Origin of the sequence: Pseudomonas sp. R5(2019) (assembly GCF_009905435.1) — a bacterium.
Classification (GTDB): domain Bacteria; phylum Pseudomonadota; class Gammaproteobacteria; order Pseudomonadales; family Pseudomonadaceae; genus Aquipseudomonas.
Window position 1 is genome coordinate 92,230 of the sequence record NZ_JAAAMT010000001.1, and the last position, 15,568, is coordinate 107,797.

Consider the following 15,568-nt stretch of genomic DNA (forward strand, 5'->3'; position numbering starts at 1 on the left):
TTGACAGGTGACGCAGCCCGCTATGTTCTCAATTGTGCCCCCTGCAATACAACTGGCTGAATCGCTCAGTTGGCCACGGGATGCAGGGTATTCGTCGTTTTATCGGGTTGATTGGCCAGCAGGGCGATGAATTCGTTCAAAGGCAGGGGTTTGCCGAACAGGTAGCCCTGCAGGAAGTCGACCCCGCGTTGCAGCAGATAGTCCTTCTGCTCCGTGGTCTCCACGCCTTCGGCGACGATGCCCAGATCCAGCTTCGCCGAGAGCTCGATGATGGTATCCAGTAGATGACCGGACAAAGTATCCACACCGATGGTGGCGACAAAACTCTGGTCGATTTTCAAGTAATCAACGTTGAACTGGCGCAAGTACGCCAGGCTCGAGTGGCCGGTGCCGAAGTCATCAATGGCGATCAGGACACCCAATTCGTGCAATTTCTCGAACAGTAGCAAGGTGGTGTCAGTGGGCAGGATCAGCTCGCGCTCGGTCAACTCCAGCATCAGGGTGACGCGGCCTGGCGCGAAGGCGGCGAGAAATGCTCGGCAGTCGTCGTAGAGGTTCAGATCCTGGCAGTGGCTGGCGCAAATATTGATGCCGATGCGAAAGCCATCCTCGAAGGCGTCGGCATGCGGGGCCAGTTGGGCCGCCGTTTGCTGCATCAGGGCGCGGGTCATTGGCACGATCAGGCCGCTGTCTTCGGCCAGCGGTATGAACAGGTCCGGCCGTACCAGCCCTTCACGCGGGTGCTGCCAGCGCATCAGCACTTCGGCGCCGGCCCAGTGACTCTGTTCGCCCCGCACCACCGGTTGGAAGAAGGGGATGAACTCGTTGGCTTCCAGGGCACGCTGCAGTTCCTGGTGCGGGGAGCGCGGGCGCATCAGTATCCAGTGGCAGACGCCGCCCGTCAGGATGCCGAAAAACAGCAGCAGGCCGAACAGGGCAGGGTAGTGAGCCATCATGAGCCGCCACGGCTCGCCTTCGGCAAAGCCGGTATGCACGCTGAAAGGGTAGCGCCCAGACACCCGAGATGTGGCCGCCACCGCATAAGCCGGTACGGGGGTGTCATGCACGGCGCCGTCGGCGCTCAGCCATACGGGCCCGACTTGTAACACCAGATCTTCACCCTGACCGATCATGCGCAAGGCATTGGCCAAGTGGAAACCATCCAGGCTGGCCATGGCGGTTTGCTCACCCATGCTCTGGCGATAGACCAGCAATGCCTGGTCAGGGGTGATCGGATTGCCGTGCATCAGCCTCAGTTTGCCGTCGACATAGTCGGCGGGGTTGATGGTTTCGCTGTAGTCGCCAAAAAGCGAATTACAATAAAGATGGTGCTTGTACGCCACGTTGGTCGAACGCACGAAAGGTCGGCGTGTCACTTGTTCACGCAGCGCAAGCTTCACGCCGTCGCAGGGTTGCCCGGCGAGCGGTAACAGCAATTCAGTGGAGGCGGCGACGTTGTCCAGCATCAGGTTGAATTGGGCAAGTGCCTGTTCGGCGGTTTGCCAGGCGCGGGCGTGAAGTTCTCGCTCAGCCTGCCAGTGCAGGATGAACAATCCCAATAACAGGGGCACGGTTCCCATCAGCCATGGCAACGCCAGGCGCACAGGGGTTCGTCTTGAGTGTTTGACGGATAACGGCATGGCTCGGTGTTCGCCTGAAGTGAGCGATGAAGTCGAACCAGGCAATGCGGGCCCTTTCCCTGGCATGCGAACAGCGTCGACTGCTGACTCATGATAGCCGCTGCCTTGATAAAGCGTTTGCGTAATGCGTTACGCTGTGTAGAATCGGCTTACGCATACAATAATAAAGTCCGCCGCCTCGGCAGACCACACCCAAGAGATGGGTCCATATGAAGCAGTACGGGTTCAAACTCATCTATGGTGACTTCCTCTCTCGCAGCGTGAGGGGAATCTCCTGCGCGCCACCCGCCATCCTCAACACCTATAGCCACTGACACCTGTTAAAACCCTATACCGTGATGAGGAACCAACCATGGCTGATATCTTCGAAAACCCGATGGGCCTGATGGGCTTTGAATTCATCGAGTTCGCCTCGCCAACCCCGGGCACGCTGGAGCCGATCTTCCAGATCATGGGCTTCACCAAGGTGGCAACCCACCGTTCCAAGGATGTACACCTGTACCGTCAGGGCGGCATCAACCTGATCCTGAACAATGAGCCGCACAGCCTGGCCTCGTATTTCGCCGCCGAACACGGCCCGTCGGTGTGTGGCATGGCGTTCCGGGTCAAGAATGCCCAGCAGGCCTATCACCAGGCGCTGGACCTCGGCGCCCAGCCGGTTGAAATCCCGACCGGGCCCATGGAGCTGCGCTTGCCGGCCATCAAGGGGATCGGCGGTGCGCCGCTGTACCTGATCGACCGTTTCGGCGAGGGCAACTCGATCTATGACATCGACTTCAACTTCATTGAAGGCGTGGACCGCCATCCGCTCGGCGCGGGCCTGAAGATCATCGATCACCTGACCCACAACGTTTACCGCGGGCGCATGGCGTATTGGGCGAACTTCTACGAGAAGCTGTTCAACTTCCGTGAAATTCGTTACTTCGACATCAAGGGCGAGTACACCGGCCTGACCTCCAAGGCGATGACCGCGCCCGATGGCATGATCCGTATTCCGTTGAACGAAGAATCGTCCAAGGGCGCGGGCCAGATCGAAGAGTTCCTGATGCAGTTCAATGGTGAGGGCATCCAGCATGTGGCCTTCCTCACCGATGATCTGATCAAGACCTGGGACCAACTCAAGGCGCTGGGCATGCGTTTCATGACCGCGCCGCCAGAAACCTACTACGAAATGCTCGAAGGGCGCCTTCCGGGGCATGGCGAATCGGTTGAGCAACTGCAATCGCGTGGCATTTTGCTTGATGGTTCTTCCGAGGAAGGTGACAAGCGCCTGTTGCTGCAGATCTTCTCTGAAACCCTGATGGGCCCGGTGTTCTTCGAGTTCATTCAGCGCAAGGGCGATGACGGCTTCGGCGAAGGTAACTTCAAGGCGCTGTTCGAGTCGATCGAGCGCGACCAGGTGCGTCGTGGTGTCTTGAACGCAGACTAAACACCGGCGTTGAAAAAAAACGGGCCATCCGCTACCTGTCGGATGGCCCGTTTTGCATTCAGCCCAGGCAGGTTTGGCAGTCCGGAGTCCGTGAGCGCCTTGCGGCCCAGTAAAAGACCCCGCCGGTCAACAGCCCGACCAGGAAGAAACTGCTGGAGAAGACGCTGGCGCGTTGCAGGTAAACCGCCCAGACCGTTCCTCGGGTGAAGCCGCCATGCACGCTGTAGCCATAACGGCTAATCCTATATCCAACCAAGTCTGGTAAAAACCCTACAACCCTTATATTAAGCGGCTTCTAGGCTGTTTTGTGGTACGGGTCAGACTTACTCAGAGCAACTGGTAACCAGCAGAAAATAGTGGTAGAACTGAATTTACCTACCAAGGTAAGCGCAGGAGTTACCAATCATGGCCATTCACAAACTACAGGACTCCCAGATCAGGAATGCGGTCTGCACCACCAAGACGGTGAGGAAGATGAGCGACGGCGGTGGCCTCTACCTGTGGATCTATGCTGATGGGCGCAGGTACTGGCGTTACCGTTATCTCATCGATGGAAGAGAGCAGGCATTGAGTGTCGGCACCTATCCCGAGGTATCGCTGGCTGAGGCTCGGGACAAGGCCGCTGAGCTGCGCAAGCAGGATGACCCTGCCAAGCTGCGCAAGGCCGAGAAGCAGGCCGACAGCGCTACCAGAGCCAACACCTTTGAGTCTGTGGCACGTCAGTGGCACACCAAGCACAAGGCGCATTGGGTTGCCAAGCACGCACATGACCTGCTGTCGCAGCTGGATCGCTACGTCTTCCCACTTATCGGCAAACGCCCTATCAACGAACTCGGATCAGCGGATGTACTCGATGTGCTGGAGAAAATCGAGGACGCCGGGGCCGTGGCAACGGCGCACCGGATGTTGGCGATTTTCGGACGGATCTTCAGATATGGAAAAGCCAAAGGCCTGTGTCAACACGTCGTCTCATCCGACATAAGCGGGCGCGATTCACTGCAAAAGGCGGTCACGAAAAAGCATCCAGCCGTCACTGATAAAGAGCTACCGCAACTGCTGCGCAAGATCGATGCTTACGAAAGTCGGCAAACCCGACTTGCATTGAAAATGATCTTTTTAACCTTCGTTCGCGCCAACGAAATGCTGGGTGCGACGTGGACCGAGATCGATCTTGACGATTGCCTATGGCGCATTCCTGAAGAACGGATGAAAAAGCGCCTGGCATTGCTGGTGCCGCTCGCACCACAAACCATCGAAATACTGAGGGAGCTAAAGGAAATATCCTGCGGCAGCGAATACGTTTTTCCCGGTCGCAGTTACGAGAAACCGCTGCATTCAGGCACCCTGCTTTCCGCTCTCAAGACACTGGGTTATCACGGCACTCAAACCAGTCATGGAGTAAGAAGGCTCGCTTCTACAGCCATAAATAATGCAGCTGACGAAGAAGGTCGCCCATTATTTTCTGGTGATAGCGTCGAAAGACAATTAGCGCACGTTCCGGAAACCGTAAGGAATGTTTACAACGAAGCGGAATATCTACCCATGCGCAGGAGAATAATGGTTTGGTGGGCGGACTATCTGGATGCGGCTATCAAGAAACAGTGATTCTTTAGCGGGAATCACTGTTTTATGGATATGGCCGTTGGCCTGCATTGATCGCCATACTGTTTTGGAGTATCAAGGAACGGTCTGCACTTCCCAAGGAGGTGTAGTTCAAGGATTTGATATCGAGAGCAAAGCTAATCAGGTCAGGCAGGCAGCGACCAATGAAGTTAGCTTTGTTCGTCCATGGATGCGGATCAGAAACCGTGTAATTCGAGGCGGTTAGTTTCCCATGTTTTTGGGGGCTAACCGTGCGCAAAAAACGGCATAGCTCCCTTTCGGAGAGCTATCGCCATGTCTGCTATTCCCGTCACTGATGGTCTGCCTGTCACCGGCTACCTTCGTCTAGAGCAAATCCTTCGTCACGTCCCTATTGGCCGCTCCAGCTTTTTAGCACTGGTGGCAGCCGGTGTAATTCCTCGCCCATATAAACTTACCGCTCGATGTGTCGCTTGGCGCGTGGAAGATGTACGCCTGTGGCTGTCCAGCTTCCGGCAAGTATCCCCCGACAACATCGACGCCAACGTCGCCAAGGCCATTGCTGCCAAGCGCGCCCTGCTGAGTGAGGGGGTGTGACCATGGCTATGTCCGAAACTGGTAAGTACCTTCAATCTAGGTTGATCAGGGAACTCATGTGTGAACACCCGGAAGCCTATAAGAAAGTAGTGCATGGTGAAATGACGCTGAAGCAGGCAGGGAAATTTTCGAAGTATTACTCTGCACCCGAGCATCCGAAGGCCGGCAAAGATAAAGACAACGAACTTCAGTACCATCCCTTTGCCAATCTATTTCCGATGATGGAGGGTGAACAGTACGAAGCGCTTAAAGCTGATATCGCAGCTAATGGTGTACGCGAACCAGTCCTTCTGTATGGAAATGGAGATAAAGGTGGAATTCTCGAAGGCCGCGCTCGGTCTAAAGCCGCCACCGAACTGGATGTGCCTTGCCATTACGAGTATTTCCACGGCACTCAGGAAGAAGCACTCGAATATGTGTACAAGCAAAAAAACGGGGGTGGTGTATGAGTGTTGAATATGAGTTTCACACCCTTGCCATGCTTTTTCCAAAGATCGTAGGTGAGCGGTTCGAGAGTCTTGTAGCCAGTATAAAAGCGAACGGTGTGCGCATTCCAATCGTTATCTATCAAGGCAAGATTCTCGATGGTGTCAATCGGTATCTCGCCACGAAAGAGCTTGGCGTGGAATGCCCGACTCAGGTCTACGAGGGTGATGATCCGCTGACCTACGTAGCGGACCTCAATCTGCAACAGCGCGACCTGACGTATGACGAGCGGAAGAAGATTGCGGCGGCGATGACCAACCTCGGCCACGGGTCCAACCAGCACAAGGCCAAAGTGGAACCGCCAGTTGGCGGTTCCTCGGAAGAAGTCGCGCCTGTATCCGCGAAGGCAGCCGCAACCAAGATGCATGTAAGCCAGCGTTCCGTAGAGAGGGAGAGAGCTAAACAGAAAGCGGAAGCTTCACCAGAAGTCAATAAGTCAGTGGAAGCAGGCACCATGTCGCTACGTGCAGCGGTGAATACCCTGAAGCCTGATACGAGGAAAGATGTTCTGGCTGATGTAATTGCAAGGCGGGCAAAAAAGGATATGCGTACGGATGTATATAAAGCCTTGAAGCGTACCTACGATACCATGCTTAAGGACTTTACCGCTTTGCAGATGGAACGCGATAGTTTGTTGGCCGAGAAGGCCAAGCATAAGGATGCGCTGCGTGAAGTGGTAGCTGAAAACATGCAGCTTAAAGAAAAGGTTAAAGCCTCTACTCTAATGATCGAGCAGCTTAGAAGACGACTTGAGGTGAAGATAGATCATCAACTGATCGATGAGCTTAACCGTAAACTTGCAGAGCAAGCTGCCGAAATCGAAAAGCTGACTAAGTGCGCAGCCGCAAAAGCCGAACTGATCGGTGAGGGGGCGCAGTCATGACTGCAAAAGAAAAGCCCCCGGTCGCTGTCACGACGCAAGGGGCAGAGGGAGCAACACGATGCACCTCTGATCCTAGTCCTGAACTCGATAGCGGGCAAGCAATCAACAATGCGCTGTTTCTCGCTGCCCTCTTCCATCCCGGCGACACTTGCTGGACCACCCGCTTTCGGGAGAATCCCGGCGATGCTTCGGGGGCGTGTTGGGGTGGGCAATCCTGTCAGCCGGAACAGGCCGTGGATGCCCCCGAGATGAACGCCTATTTCAGCGTGGCAAGCTTCAAGGCCGGTTCAAGCAAGCGGGCTTACGCCAACTTCGCCCACCTCTCCGTGCTGGTACTCGACGATGTACAGGACTGCCCGCTTGACCCCACTTGGCGGTTGCGCACTTCACCTGGAAAGGTACAGGTCGGCTATCGCCTGAGCGAGCCAGTGGGTGATCTTGGAATTGCCAAGCGGCTGCATGAGCGGCTGGCGCAGGCTGGGCATATCCCCTTGGATCGCAACGGCAACAATCCCGTGCGCTACGTCCGACTGCCGGTGGGGGTGAATAGCAAACACGACCCACCGTACAGCTGTCGGCTCGAAGTGTTCCAGCCCGACACCAGCTACAGCCTGAGCGAGTTGATCGCGGGCTTGGCCTTGGACGCCGCCTATATCCTGCATGGCCCTGCAAAAGCGGCCCCGAGTGCTACCTTCGGCGGGACTATCCCCGAGGGTGCCCGCAATGCCAGCCTGACCAGCCTTGCCGGGACCATGCGGCGCCGGGGTATGGGTCAGGAGAGCATAGTGGCAGCCCTGTTGATCGAGAACGCCAGCCGCTGCCTGCCGCCTTTACCCGAAAGGGACGTCACCACCATCGCCCGGTCCATCACCCAATATCACCCGGCGGATGTTCCGGGCGATCCCCGGCCCAGTGTGTTTCTCGGACCCGAGCGGGGGCGCTGCTCTGCGCTGCTGAGCATGCCCGAGGAACATGAATTCATCGTCGAAGGCGTGCTTCCGGTATGCAACGGCGTGATGGTGGCGCCGGGTGGGGTGGGCAAGACCACGCTAACCATCTATGAGGCGATCTGCCTCGCCCTCGGGCGCGATGTGTACAAGCGCAAGGTACTGCGTCCGGGCGCGACGCTGTTCGTTACCGGTGAGGACGAACGCAAGGATTATGAATACCGGCTGTACTGGTTGATGAAGGCCATGAATCTGACCCCCACCCAGCGCAAGATCGTCACCGCTTCGATTTTCTTCGAGGATGTATCGGATCGGATTGTCCGGCTGGCCGAACTCGATGCCAGTGGCAACATCGTCATGACTTCGCATGTGGACGAACTGTGCAGGCTGTACGCGGGGGAAGGACTGGCCATGGTCAACATCGACCCGCTGGTGTATTTCAGCCCCGGCGAACGACTGGTCAACGATGCCGAAGCGGCCATGTGCCAAGTGGCCAAGCGCTTATCCCGTGAACTGGGCGCCCACGTTCGACTGATCCACCACACCGGCAAGATCGTGGCGCGGGAAGCGATTACCGATCAATACGCGGGACGTGGTGGCAGTTCCCTCGCGGACGGCTCAAGGCAGTTCATGCAGATTGCCGTAGGCCCCAATAAGGAATGGTTGGTGCCAGCGGCGGCTGACCCCCTTGTCGTGCAGGGCTATGAGGCGCTGCGCATACACTTTCACAAGGTCAGCTATGCGGAAAAACCTAAAGTCCCCGTCTGGTTGCTGCGCTCTGGCTGGGGCTTTAAAGAGTTCAATGGCACCAAGTCGGATGAGTGCCTGACCCAGCAAAGGGATATGGCCCGCCTGTGCGGATACCTCGCAGGCAAGCTTCGGGAAGGTATTCATTACTCGTCCTCTTCGCTGGAGGAAGCCAAGGAGAGCCTCGACCTGACGATCCGGCGCCTGCGGCAACTGGTAAACGAAGGCTTGCAACACGGAGAGCTGATTTTGCTTGATCTACCCACTGAGTTGAAAAGGGGCAGTTTCCAGCAATATCTGGCGCCAGCGCCGCAAAAAACCAGTGGGGATCAGTGAGAGGTTTTCGGTCCTGCCAATCTGTCGGAGTAGTGTCGGAGTAAAGGCGGGCCGGGGGTAAAAAAAGGGCCAAATCGGGCGCCTCTACTACTCCGACACACTATAGGAGGGAGGGTGTCGGGGTAGTAACCCGACGCCCACCCACCCACTCCGACGGATTACTGTCGGATTGCTGTCGGAGTAGTGTCGGAGTGTCGGAGAAGGCCAATTGATATCACTGCACCATGGCGATCTCTGGCCACCCGTAGGAGGTAACGAAGATGAAACCGAAATTGCTGGTCCACGGCAGCTACGCCCGGACGATCAGTTCGCCTGAAGAGGTCGAAAGGCTGTTGCTGGCGGGCTGGTTGTTGGCCGCGCCCAAGCCTCGGACCAAGGACGCTCGACGAATGCGTGAACTCAACAGCAGGCGTCGTGCCGAAGGCTGGACCACCAGAACCCTGTGGTTCAGTCCCGAGCAACTGGCAGCTATCAAGGCCGCACTGCTACCCGGTGAAACCTACGCTGAATTAGTTGTCCGATTGGTCAGGAAAAACTCTTTGTTGTGATGAAAACCCATATAGCAAACATACAAATAGAAAATCTACAGATTACCGATCAGACGGCCCGAACGGCTCTATGGTGCGCCGGGTAGACCCATTGGGTCGGCCTAGTTGGGGTAAGAGAAACCGCCAATTGGCGGATCCTCAAAAGCGAGCGGTTTTTGCAGGCGCATCTATAGCCCAACAAACGGTCGTTAAATGATACCGGCCTGACAGGCCGTTATCAGGTATCAACAAAACGGCTTGCGGCTTTGGTGATACCGGTTAGACTGATACTAACGATTGTTGATACCAGTCGCAGAGGGGTGAGCATCATGAGCCGTGTATTCGTTTATGCCCGTGTTTCGAGCGAAGACCAGACCACTGACAACCAGGTGCAGGAGGTACAGGCCGCAGGCTTCGCTGTGGAGCCTCAGCGGGTGATTGCAGAAACGATCTCAGGTAGCACGATGGCTATGGAGCGCCCCGGCTTCCAGAAGCTGGTAGAGCGCCTGGAGGCTTCAGACGTGCTTATCGTCACCAAGCTCGACCGTTTGGGCAGAAGCGCCATCGACGTCCAGAGCACGGTGAAGACATTGGCTGATCGCGGGGTCCGGGTTTACTGTCTGGCATTGGGCGGTGCCGATCTCACCAGTTCGGCAGGCAAGATGACCATGGGTGTCCTCACCGCTGTCGCAGAGTTCGAACGTGATCTGATCGTAGAGCGGACTCAGGCCGGACTGGCCCGCGCCAAAGCTGAAGGTAAGAAGCTGGGCAGACCCGTAGCCACTGGCACGACTGCGCAGGTGCAGAAGCTGAAGGCTGAAGGTAAGTCGCAGCGGGAAGTGGTTGCGAGTTCGGGACTGAGCATCGCCACGGTGAAACGTCACTGGAGCCCAGCCCATAGGGTACGGTGCTGAAACGTCCCCACGCGCGGGCATGTTTTTAGAGGTACACGAGGATGAAACTGACTGAGCAACCCAAACCGCGACTGCTGACGCTGATCGACCTGTGGTTCGAGCCATACCGCGACCAGCCCTACCATCCACCCGGTGCGCGAGTCTTCAACGGCACCCGGCAACACAATGCTGGAGGTATACGACTGTGAACGCTACAACCGCACTATCATCCTCACCCTACCAATCCGCACTCAACCGCACAGTGCCCAGTCATTGGCAGCCTCGACTGCGCAGCGATCTTACCGAGTTGCAGGCATATCAGGCCCTGGCACCAGACCTGGGCGAACTGGAACGCCAGCGCGCTGAACTGGAGCAGTTGCGGGCCGAACTCCAATGGCGCCCTATCTTGCCCGGCTGGTGTCGATGCACCAGCCGGGCATTTGCATTTGGTAGAAGCGGTTTGAGCAGCCGAAGCAGCGAGTAGTTGTCTGGGGACGTGCTCCGTCCAGAGGCGGGAATCCTGGTCGCGTCGCTGCGCGCTGCGTGTCCCGAAAAACGCTCGTACGTCCCTTGCAACAACAACAACAACAACGATCCAGCGCAACATCATCGCAATCAGGCACCATGGATGCACAGAAGTCTCACCGCGGCCCATGGCCATTTTCAGAACAATTATTAGTCGGAAAAAATCTTGGTAATGGTAGCGTCGAGTTTTCCTTTTTAGGGATGGCAATCTACGCTCTGGGTAATTTTGATCAGCGCGTGAAAAGGGAGTTGCGAGCGTGGTGCATAAAATCCTTATCCCCCAACCTCCTGCGTATGCCGCGTCCTAGAGCGACTGAGCGCGACCACTGCGGGATGTTATACACCAAGCCCGCCCGGGGTGTTATGCACCATTTGGTGTCTATTCATAGTTAGGCCTGTCCCCATATCACCAGCCTTCGTTAATACGTTGAAACAGCTTTGGTCTTACGCACGAAGGAGAAAGCCATGCCCTTAACAAGCAAATTTGCGCTGCAAGCACTCCAGGCATTCCTGTTCGTCGTGCTCGCTATGGTTTTGGGCGGTTGTGCGATTACGATTGAACGGCCAGCCAACAATGCGACGGCTACGTCACCGGCGAGGGCTGTGGTTACTGGTAATGCTTCCTTCACGGGTCTTCGGGTGACGGTTAACGGTACCGACTTCAGCAGCCAGATGGTTGCGTCGGGGTCAAGACGTGCTCAGGGCGATCTTAGTCTTCCCCTCGGCCTGCACACGATCACTGCCAGTGCCAGGGTATCCTGCTGGTATTGCCCTGGGGGCAGCACACAGTCGAGTAATACGACGTCCTTTGTCGTCGTTTCCGGCAACACTCGAGTATGCGCCCGCAGCGGCGGCGTTCCTGTTATTACTATCGACCCCAATTGGGCCACAGTCGGCCAGCAGCCAGGCCGAAAAATGTTTGGTTATGAGCTGAAGAACGGCAATATATTGCTCATTATTGTCGACGACGCGCCCGGCCTGTTACGAACCCAAATGCTGGTGGAGGTTGACCTTGATCCTTTCAACGGGGTGACAAAGAGCAAGATGATTGAAGCATGGGGGTTTTGCCAGACCGGTTCCATGGTTAATGCCGTCACCGCGGGCATGGCGGGCGGCGTTGGCGTAGGCGTAGTCTGTAGCCCACTGACACCGGCGAACAACTTCCGATCGGGATGCACTACGCCCACGCCTCCAATGCTGATTAATCAGGCTACGACAAGCGAGCTATGGCTGCGCAAGCAGGGAACTTTCCGCAACTGGGACTACGCCGAAGCGATCGACCAGTCGATCTGGCAAGTCTTCGGTGGTCGCCGCCTCCGATTCATCTGGGTTTCTGGTGGCTAGCTTTCAACTTGGCCTGTCAGGGAATCGGGGTCAGATATTGCAAAATAGCAATCGTTCAAAGGAGACGCTGATTTATTCAGAAGTCCAGTTGAGCCCCCTGATAAACCAAGGCCTGCAGGGCGCTTCGAGCGCGAAAAACTGAATTAATCAGCGCCTCCCTAAGGCTTTACCGAGCGGTGTACTGTTGAAAACATCGTGGATTATTGCAGCGCTTGAGCTTGTAGCGCATTGAGGAGTCCAAGCTTTGGCGGCTTTTGGCCGATTTCTGCCTATGGCGACAGACCGGTTTGGGTCCAGGCTGTGTAAAACTCTCGTAAAAAAATCGAACTACGCGTTTCTACTTAAATTCTAAAAAAAGATCGGCTGGTGTACAGGCCTGAAATTTACGTAGCGACGAGATTTTCAGGTCATTTTTTTAACCGGTTACTCGGACGCTGTGGTTGTCACACAGCCTGGGCCGAAAGCCGACCTCGGCGATGACTACGCAAGCTGTGTCTCAATGAAGAGTGTTTGTGAAGCCGCCAAGTTCCCGCAACTGATATTCCGACACTGCCTGAAATAGCGACTCTGCCAGCACTCGGAGTCGCTCCACTTCATCGGTAGGATAGCCCGCAGCCTCCGCCTCGTGATAGCTGCGCATGGCATCGATAGCCTGCTGCATCAACGGCTCACCTGCGTCGATCATTCCCTGTAGCGTCCGTTTCATTGTTGTCACCTCGTGGCAGTGAAATCAGTCTAGCTGCTTGCTTGCTGAACGTCCGCTATCGACCCAGGCTGTGTGAAAACGCCGGTATCGCCTAGATTTGATGAATCGATGTCAGCGGGGGCTGCGCTTTTGCGCGGGTCATGGCCGAAGTGCCTAAAGTCGTGATGGCTTTGTGCGAAGTGCCGCCGCATAATTGTGTAAACGTCACAACCGATATGGTAGGTGGGCAGATTCGAATTGTGGCTGTTGAGGAATACGAAGAAGAGGTTGCAGAATAATGAACGCACCAGGACGTAAAGCCGGATGCGTCAAAACCGGCGGCCGCAAGCGCGGTACGCTCGATAAAGCCGAGCGCCTGTTAGTAACTGAAATAATGGCTGCTGACATTCTCAAGGTGTACAAGCGTCTCGGCCCGGATTGGCTGTTCAACGTCGCCAAGGAACGGCCAGACCTTTTCCTTAATCAGTGTTTGTCGAGATTACTGCCACCGCCTATCAGGGAAGATGCTGATACTGTGCAGTTCAACCAGCAGGTCAATTTCACAAACCTCGATCATTTCGAGGCTGCGCGGCGGATTGCTTTTGCTCTGAACTTGGGCCTCCACGCACAACGTGAGTTTGAACCTGCCATCAAGCACCCGACGCTTCAAGAAAGCTGTCAGGTTCCACGCCCCGACACCGTGCCACTGGTCCAGCCTGAAGTCGTCGAAGACGCTGACCGCGACCGCTGGGCGCAAGAGTTGAAGTTGACCCCTGAAGAAAGGCGCGACAACGCCGTGGTGCGCGCGACGCATGGTGGCAGCCTTGAGACCTATGCCGGTTCGGCAGCCGAGCAGGCACTGACGCGTAAGCGGGAGCTGCTGTAGACCGGCTCACCGGTGTGTAGGTAAGCGCGGGGGCGTCGTTCCGTGAAATCCAGGCGAGTCGCAGGGCTATGCTGCTGTAGATTTCGCGTAGACGCTGGCTCTGCGAACAGATCCAGTCGCAGTTCGATGAGTTGACCGGTCTGGAGGTCAAGGCCCGGATGGGAGAATGCCAGGAGGGTTTTCTTCAGGGATAAGGATGACGATCATTGCGATGACTCCCGCCCCCCTGAACAGCTTCAGCTTGCTTGGCGATCAAGCGTTTTCACAATGGATTTCGTCGAATTCCTGACGCCACTGCTAGCCACATCCTCCCTTGAAAGCCATTTACAACTTGATATCTCATTCTGCGGGGAGGGTTCTTCGGACTGAGCCAACAGGGCCTCGAACACATGGTGCAGTACTTTGCTTGCCTCAAACTGAGCAACGTAAGAGAGACCTTGGATCGCCAGCCCCGTTTCCTCATACAACTCACGGACCGCAGCCTCTAAAGGAGTCTCGCCTGCCTCGACCTTACCGCCCGGCAATGTCCATTTGGCCTTGGGTTTTCGAACGAACAGAATTCTCCTGTCGCGCCTGCAAATGATCGTGGCTCTCTCTTTCATGGTCGTCTTCCTCTGCTGATGCACTGCTAGAGCGGTCCTTCGAGCGACACCCACTGTAAACCCCAAGACATCCTGAATCTAGGCATAGATCAAGCCTCATTACTACGCTACGCATCCGCTGTCATAAATTGTCTCAGCTCGACCCCGCGCTGGTATTGATATCGCTGAGTGTTGCCGGTATTTGTAATGCACAATTTCAAGCAGGGAGCCCACCATGCAGTCAAGATTCAAGGTTATTGAGACCACCACACATGTCGATGGCAGTAAGCGATACAGGGTGGTTGACTTGGTGGAGGGAGGTTCAGCCAGCAAGAATGGAGTCTTCACGGTTAGAACCGAAGCAGACGCCGTTTGCTCAATCCTGAATGTTGAGCATTGCTTGGAGCCGCACCGCGCAGTAGCTCGTAAGCCTGTGCACCAGTAGCAGATGACCTTCTACCTGCGGCCAAGGTGCCAACCATCACCAGCCGCAGGTGCCTCCACAAACGTCTCGTTCCGAGGCTGTGGTAGCCTGACACCATCTCACATCAGTGACGCCGAATTGTTCAGCTGATTGGCAAATAGAAGCGTAACTACCCACCCAATTCGACACCCCTTCGCGAAAAGCGATACCTGAATGGAGCAGCGCGTAATACACCGCATCGTGTCCGCAGAGCTTGTTTTCGGAGCACTGCATAACTACCTGTTTGCCTTGATAGTTGTAGCTGATCGTATATGGCATGACTCTTCCCTGTGTAAAGGCAACTGGCCAGCTATTGGGATATCAGGATAGTCAATCGCGGTTAGCCGCATAGTGTCACCATCGGTCATTCCGACCAGCGTCACCGCGAGTCACCCCGACCTGAAACGACCAATGGTAAGCATTGTGGTAACCGCAAAGCGGCATCCTGCTTGAGCCCAGTGTTTACGGGGCTTACAGCCTATTTACGCGCTGCTCGCAGACAAGGCTGTGTAGGCAGCAAATGTCTGATACATGATCTTTCCGTTCCGGACCACGAACGTATCGGTACAGAAGGGGAACCAGGGTTTTGCTTCCCAAAGGAGAAAGGCGACCTCATCCACAATCTCTTGGCGGTTAATTTTGGCGGCCTCATCGAAGCCCGCAGGAAGCCCGTCGATCAAGGCGGTGAAAAATGCGCGAATCTCGGCAAGCCCTCGGTATGTAGCGTCATGCGTAATGACCACTGAATCGTCTGTGAAGTCATCCATGAGGGGATCGATCCCTTCATAGAAAGCGTGAAGGTGGTGCTCAAGTACAGCTTGAGTAGAAGTCGACATGTGACAACTCCTTTCTATCAGTCAATGAATGCACGGCGGTTTCACACTGCGCCCTGCAAGGAAGTGAAATCGGCGCGACCTTCAGTGTAGATCACCACCCAAAGCAGCCTACCTCCCATCGTGATAACTCCATCGTGGTAACAGAAATTTACAAAAACGCCGAGGCCCAGTAAATCCGGGGC

Annotated in this window: 15 protein-coding genes; 11 read left to right on the forward strand and 4 right to left on the reverse strand. The window is 55.9% G+C overall.

Annotated features, from left to right (window positions below):
* Positions 1-65: 65 nt before the first annotated feature.
* Positions 66-1,640 (reverse strand): EAL domain-containing protein, encoded by a 1,575-nt coding sequence (locus GUY40_RS00430; RefSeq protein ID WP_166566965.1) that lies wholly within the window; start codon positions 1,638-1,640, stop codon positions 66-68.
* Positions 1,641-1,992: 352 nt separating this feature from the next.
* Here GUY40_RS00430 and hppD point away from each other — a divergent pair, with 352 nt between their 5' ends.
* From hppD to GUY40_RS00480, 10 genes are all read left to right on the forward strand, one after another.
* On the forward strand, positions 1,993-3,069 hold the full coding sequence (hppD, locus tag GUY40_RS00435; protein ID WP_166566966.1) for a 4-hydroxyphenylpyruvate dioxygenase: 1,077 nt from the start codon (positions 1,993-1,995) through the stop codon (positions 3,067-3,069).
* A 405-nt stretch (positions 3,070-3,474) separates the two neighbouring features.
* Entirely contained in the window at positions 3,475-4,674 is a 1,200-nt protein-coding gene (locus GUY40_RS00440; protein WP_166566967.1) for an integrase arm-type DNA-binding domain-containing protein, read from the forward strand.
* 291 nt (positions 4,675-4,965) lie between these two features.
* On the forward strand, positions 4,966-5,247 hold the full coding sequence (locus GUY40_RS00445; RefSeq protein WP_166566968.1) for an AlpA family transcriptional regulator: 282 nt from the start codon (positions 4,966-4,968) through the stop codon (positions 5,245-5,247).
* Positions 5,248-5,249: 2 nt separating this feature from the next.
* Complete coding sequence (locus tag GUY40_RS00450; RefSeq protein ID WP_166566969.1) at positions 5,250-5,696, forward strand: hypothetical protein; 447 nt, start codon at positions 5,250-5,252, stop codon at positions 5,694-5,696.
* On the forward strand, positions 5,693-6,616 hold the full coding sequence (locus GUY40_RS00455) for a ParB N-terminal domain-containing protein (protein WP_166566970.1): 924 nt from the start codon (positions 5,693-5,695) through the stop codon (positions 6,614-6,616). The genes GUY40_RS00450 and GUY40_RS00455 overlap by 4 nt, the downstream gene beginning before the upstream one ends.
* Positions 6,613-8,646, forward strand: a complete 2,034-nt coding sequence (locus tag GUY40_RS00460) for an AAA family ATPase (RefSeq protein ID WP_166566971.1) — start codon at positions 6,613-6,615, stop codon at positions 8,644-8,646. The genes GUY40_RS00455 and GUY40_RS00460 overlap by 4 nt, the downstream gene beginning before the upstream one ends.
* 260 nt (positions 8,647-8,906) lie before the next feature.
* A complete protein-coding gene (locus GUY40_RS00465) occupies positions 8,907-9,194 on the forward strand; it encodes a hypothetical protein (protein ID WP_166566972.1) in 288 nt (95 codons plus the stop codon).
* 308 nt (positions 9,195-9,502) lie between these two features.
* Positions 9,503-10,087 (forward strand): recombinase family protein, encoded by a 585-nt coding sequence (locus tag GUY40_RS00470; protein ID WP_166566973.1) that lies wholly within the window; start codon positions 9,503-9,505, stop codon positions 10,085-10,087.
* A gap of 41 nt (positions 10,088-10,128) precedes the next feature.
* Positions 10,129-10,275, forward strand: coding sequence for a hypothetical protein (locus GUY40_RS00475; RefSeq protein ID WP_166566974.1), 147 nt, complete (start codon positions 10,129-10,131; stop codon positions 10,273-10,275).
* Between the two features lie 781 nt (positions 10,276-11,056).
* Positions 11,057-11,935 carry a hypothetical protein gene (locus GUY40_RS00480; protein WP_166566975.1) on the forward strand — a complete coding sequence of 293 codons (879 nt, stop codon included), beginning with the start codon at positions 11,057-11,059 and terminating at the stop codon, positions 11,933-11,935.
* A gap of 496 nt (positions 11,936-12,431) precedes the next feature.
* Here the strand turns inward: GUY40_RS00480 and GUY40_RS00485 are convergent, their stop codons facing one another.
* Complete coding sequence (locus GUY40_RS00485; protein ID WP_166566976.1) at positions 12,432-12,641, reverse strand: hypothetical protein; 210 nt, start codon at positions 12,639-12,641, stop codon at positions 12,432-12,434.
* 277 nt (positions 12,642-12,918) lie between these two features.
* On the opposite strand from GUY40_RS00485, the gene GUY40_RS00490 reads away from it, so the two are divergent.
* Positions 12,919-13,506: a hypothetical protein gene (locus tag GUY40_RS00490; protein WP_166566977.1), complete on the forward strand. Its 588-nt coding sequence runs from the start codon at positions 12,919-12,921 to the stop codon at positions 13,504-13,506.
* 236 nt (positions 13,507-13,742) lie between these two features.
* Here the strand turns inward: GUY40_RS00490 and GUY40_RS00495 are convergent, their stop codons facing one another.
* Together GUY40_RS00495 and GUY40_RS00500 are read right to left on the reverse strand one after the other, a co-directional pair.
* Positions 13,743-14,108, reverse strand: a complete 366-nt coding sequence (locus GUY40_RS00495) for an NUDIX hydrolase (protein ID WP_166566978.1) — start codon at positions 14,106-14,108, stop codon at positions 13,743-13,745.
* A 924-nt stretch (positions 14,109-15,032) separates the two neighbouring features.
* Positions 15,033-15,386 carry a nuclear transport factor 2 family protein gene (locus tag GUY40_RS00500; RefSeq protein WP_166566979.1) on the reverse strand — a complete coding sequence of 118 codons (354 nt, stop codon included), beginning with the start codon at positions 15,384-15,386 and terminating at the stop codon, positions 15,033-15,035.
* Between the last annotated feature and the right edge of the window lie 182 nt (positions 15,387-15,568).

Coding starts and splice junctions, on each gene's coding strand:
- GUY40_RS00430 (WP_166566965.1), bottom strand. CDS start 1,640: ATGCCGTTATCCGTCAAACACTCAAGACGAACCCCTGTGCGCCTGGCG.
- hppD (WP_166566966.1), top strand. CDS start 1,993: ATGGCTGATATCTTCGAAAACCCGATGGGCCTGATGGGCTTTGAATTC.
- GUY40_RS00440 (WP_166566967.1), top strand. CDS start 3,475: ATGGCCATTCACAAACTACAGGACTCCCAGATCAGGAATGCGGTCTGC.
- GUY40_RS00445 (WP_166566968.1), top strand. CDS start 4,966: ATGTCTGCTATTCCCGTCACTGATGGTCTGCCTGTCACCGGCTACCTT.
- GUY40_RS00450 (WP_166566969.1), top strand. CDS start 5,250: ATGGCTATGTCCGAAACTGGTAAGTACCTTCAATCTAGGTTGATCAGG.
- GUY40_RS00455 (WP_166566970.1), top strand. CDS start 5,693: ATGAGTGTTGAATATGAGTTTCACACCCTTGCCATGCTTTTTCCAAAG.
- GUY40_RS00460 (WP_166566971.1), top strand. CDS start 6,613: ATGACTGCAAAAGAAAAGCCCCCGGTCGCTGTCACGACGCAAGGGGCA.
- GUY40_RS00465 (WP_166566972.1), top strand. CDS start 8,907: ATGAAACCGAAATTGCTGGTCCACGGCAGCTACGCCCGGACGATCAGT.
- GUY40_RS00470 (WP_166566973.1), top strand. CDS start 9,503: ATGAGCCGTGTATTCGTTTATGCCCGTGTTTCGAGCGAAGACCAGACC.
- GUY40_RS00475 (WP_166566974.1), top strand. CDS start 10,129: ATGAAACTGACTGAGCAACCCAAACCGCGACTGCTGACGCTGATCGAC.
- GUY40_RS00480 (WP_166566975.1), top strand. CDS start 11,057: ATGCCCTTAACAAGCAAATTTGCGCTGCAAGCACTCCAGGCATTCCTG.
- GUY40_RS00485 (WP_166566976.1), bottom strand. CDS start 12,641: ATGAAACGGACGCTACAGGGAATGATCGACGCAGGTGAGCCGTTGATG.
- GUY40_RS00490 (WP_166566977.1), top strand. CDS start 12,919: ATGAACGCACCAGGACGTAAAGCCGGATGCGTCAAAACCGGCGGCCGC.
- GUY40_RS00495 (WP_166566978.1), bottom strand. CDS start 14,108: ATGAAAGAGAGAGCCACGATCATTTGCAGGCGCGACAGGAGAATTCTG.
- GUY40_RS00500 (WP_166566979.1), bottom strand. CDS start 15,386: ATGTCGACTTCTACTCAAGCTGTACTTGAGCACCACCTTCACGCTTTC.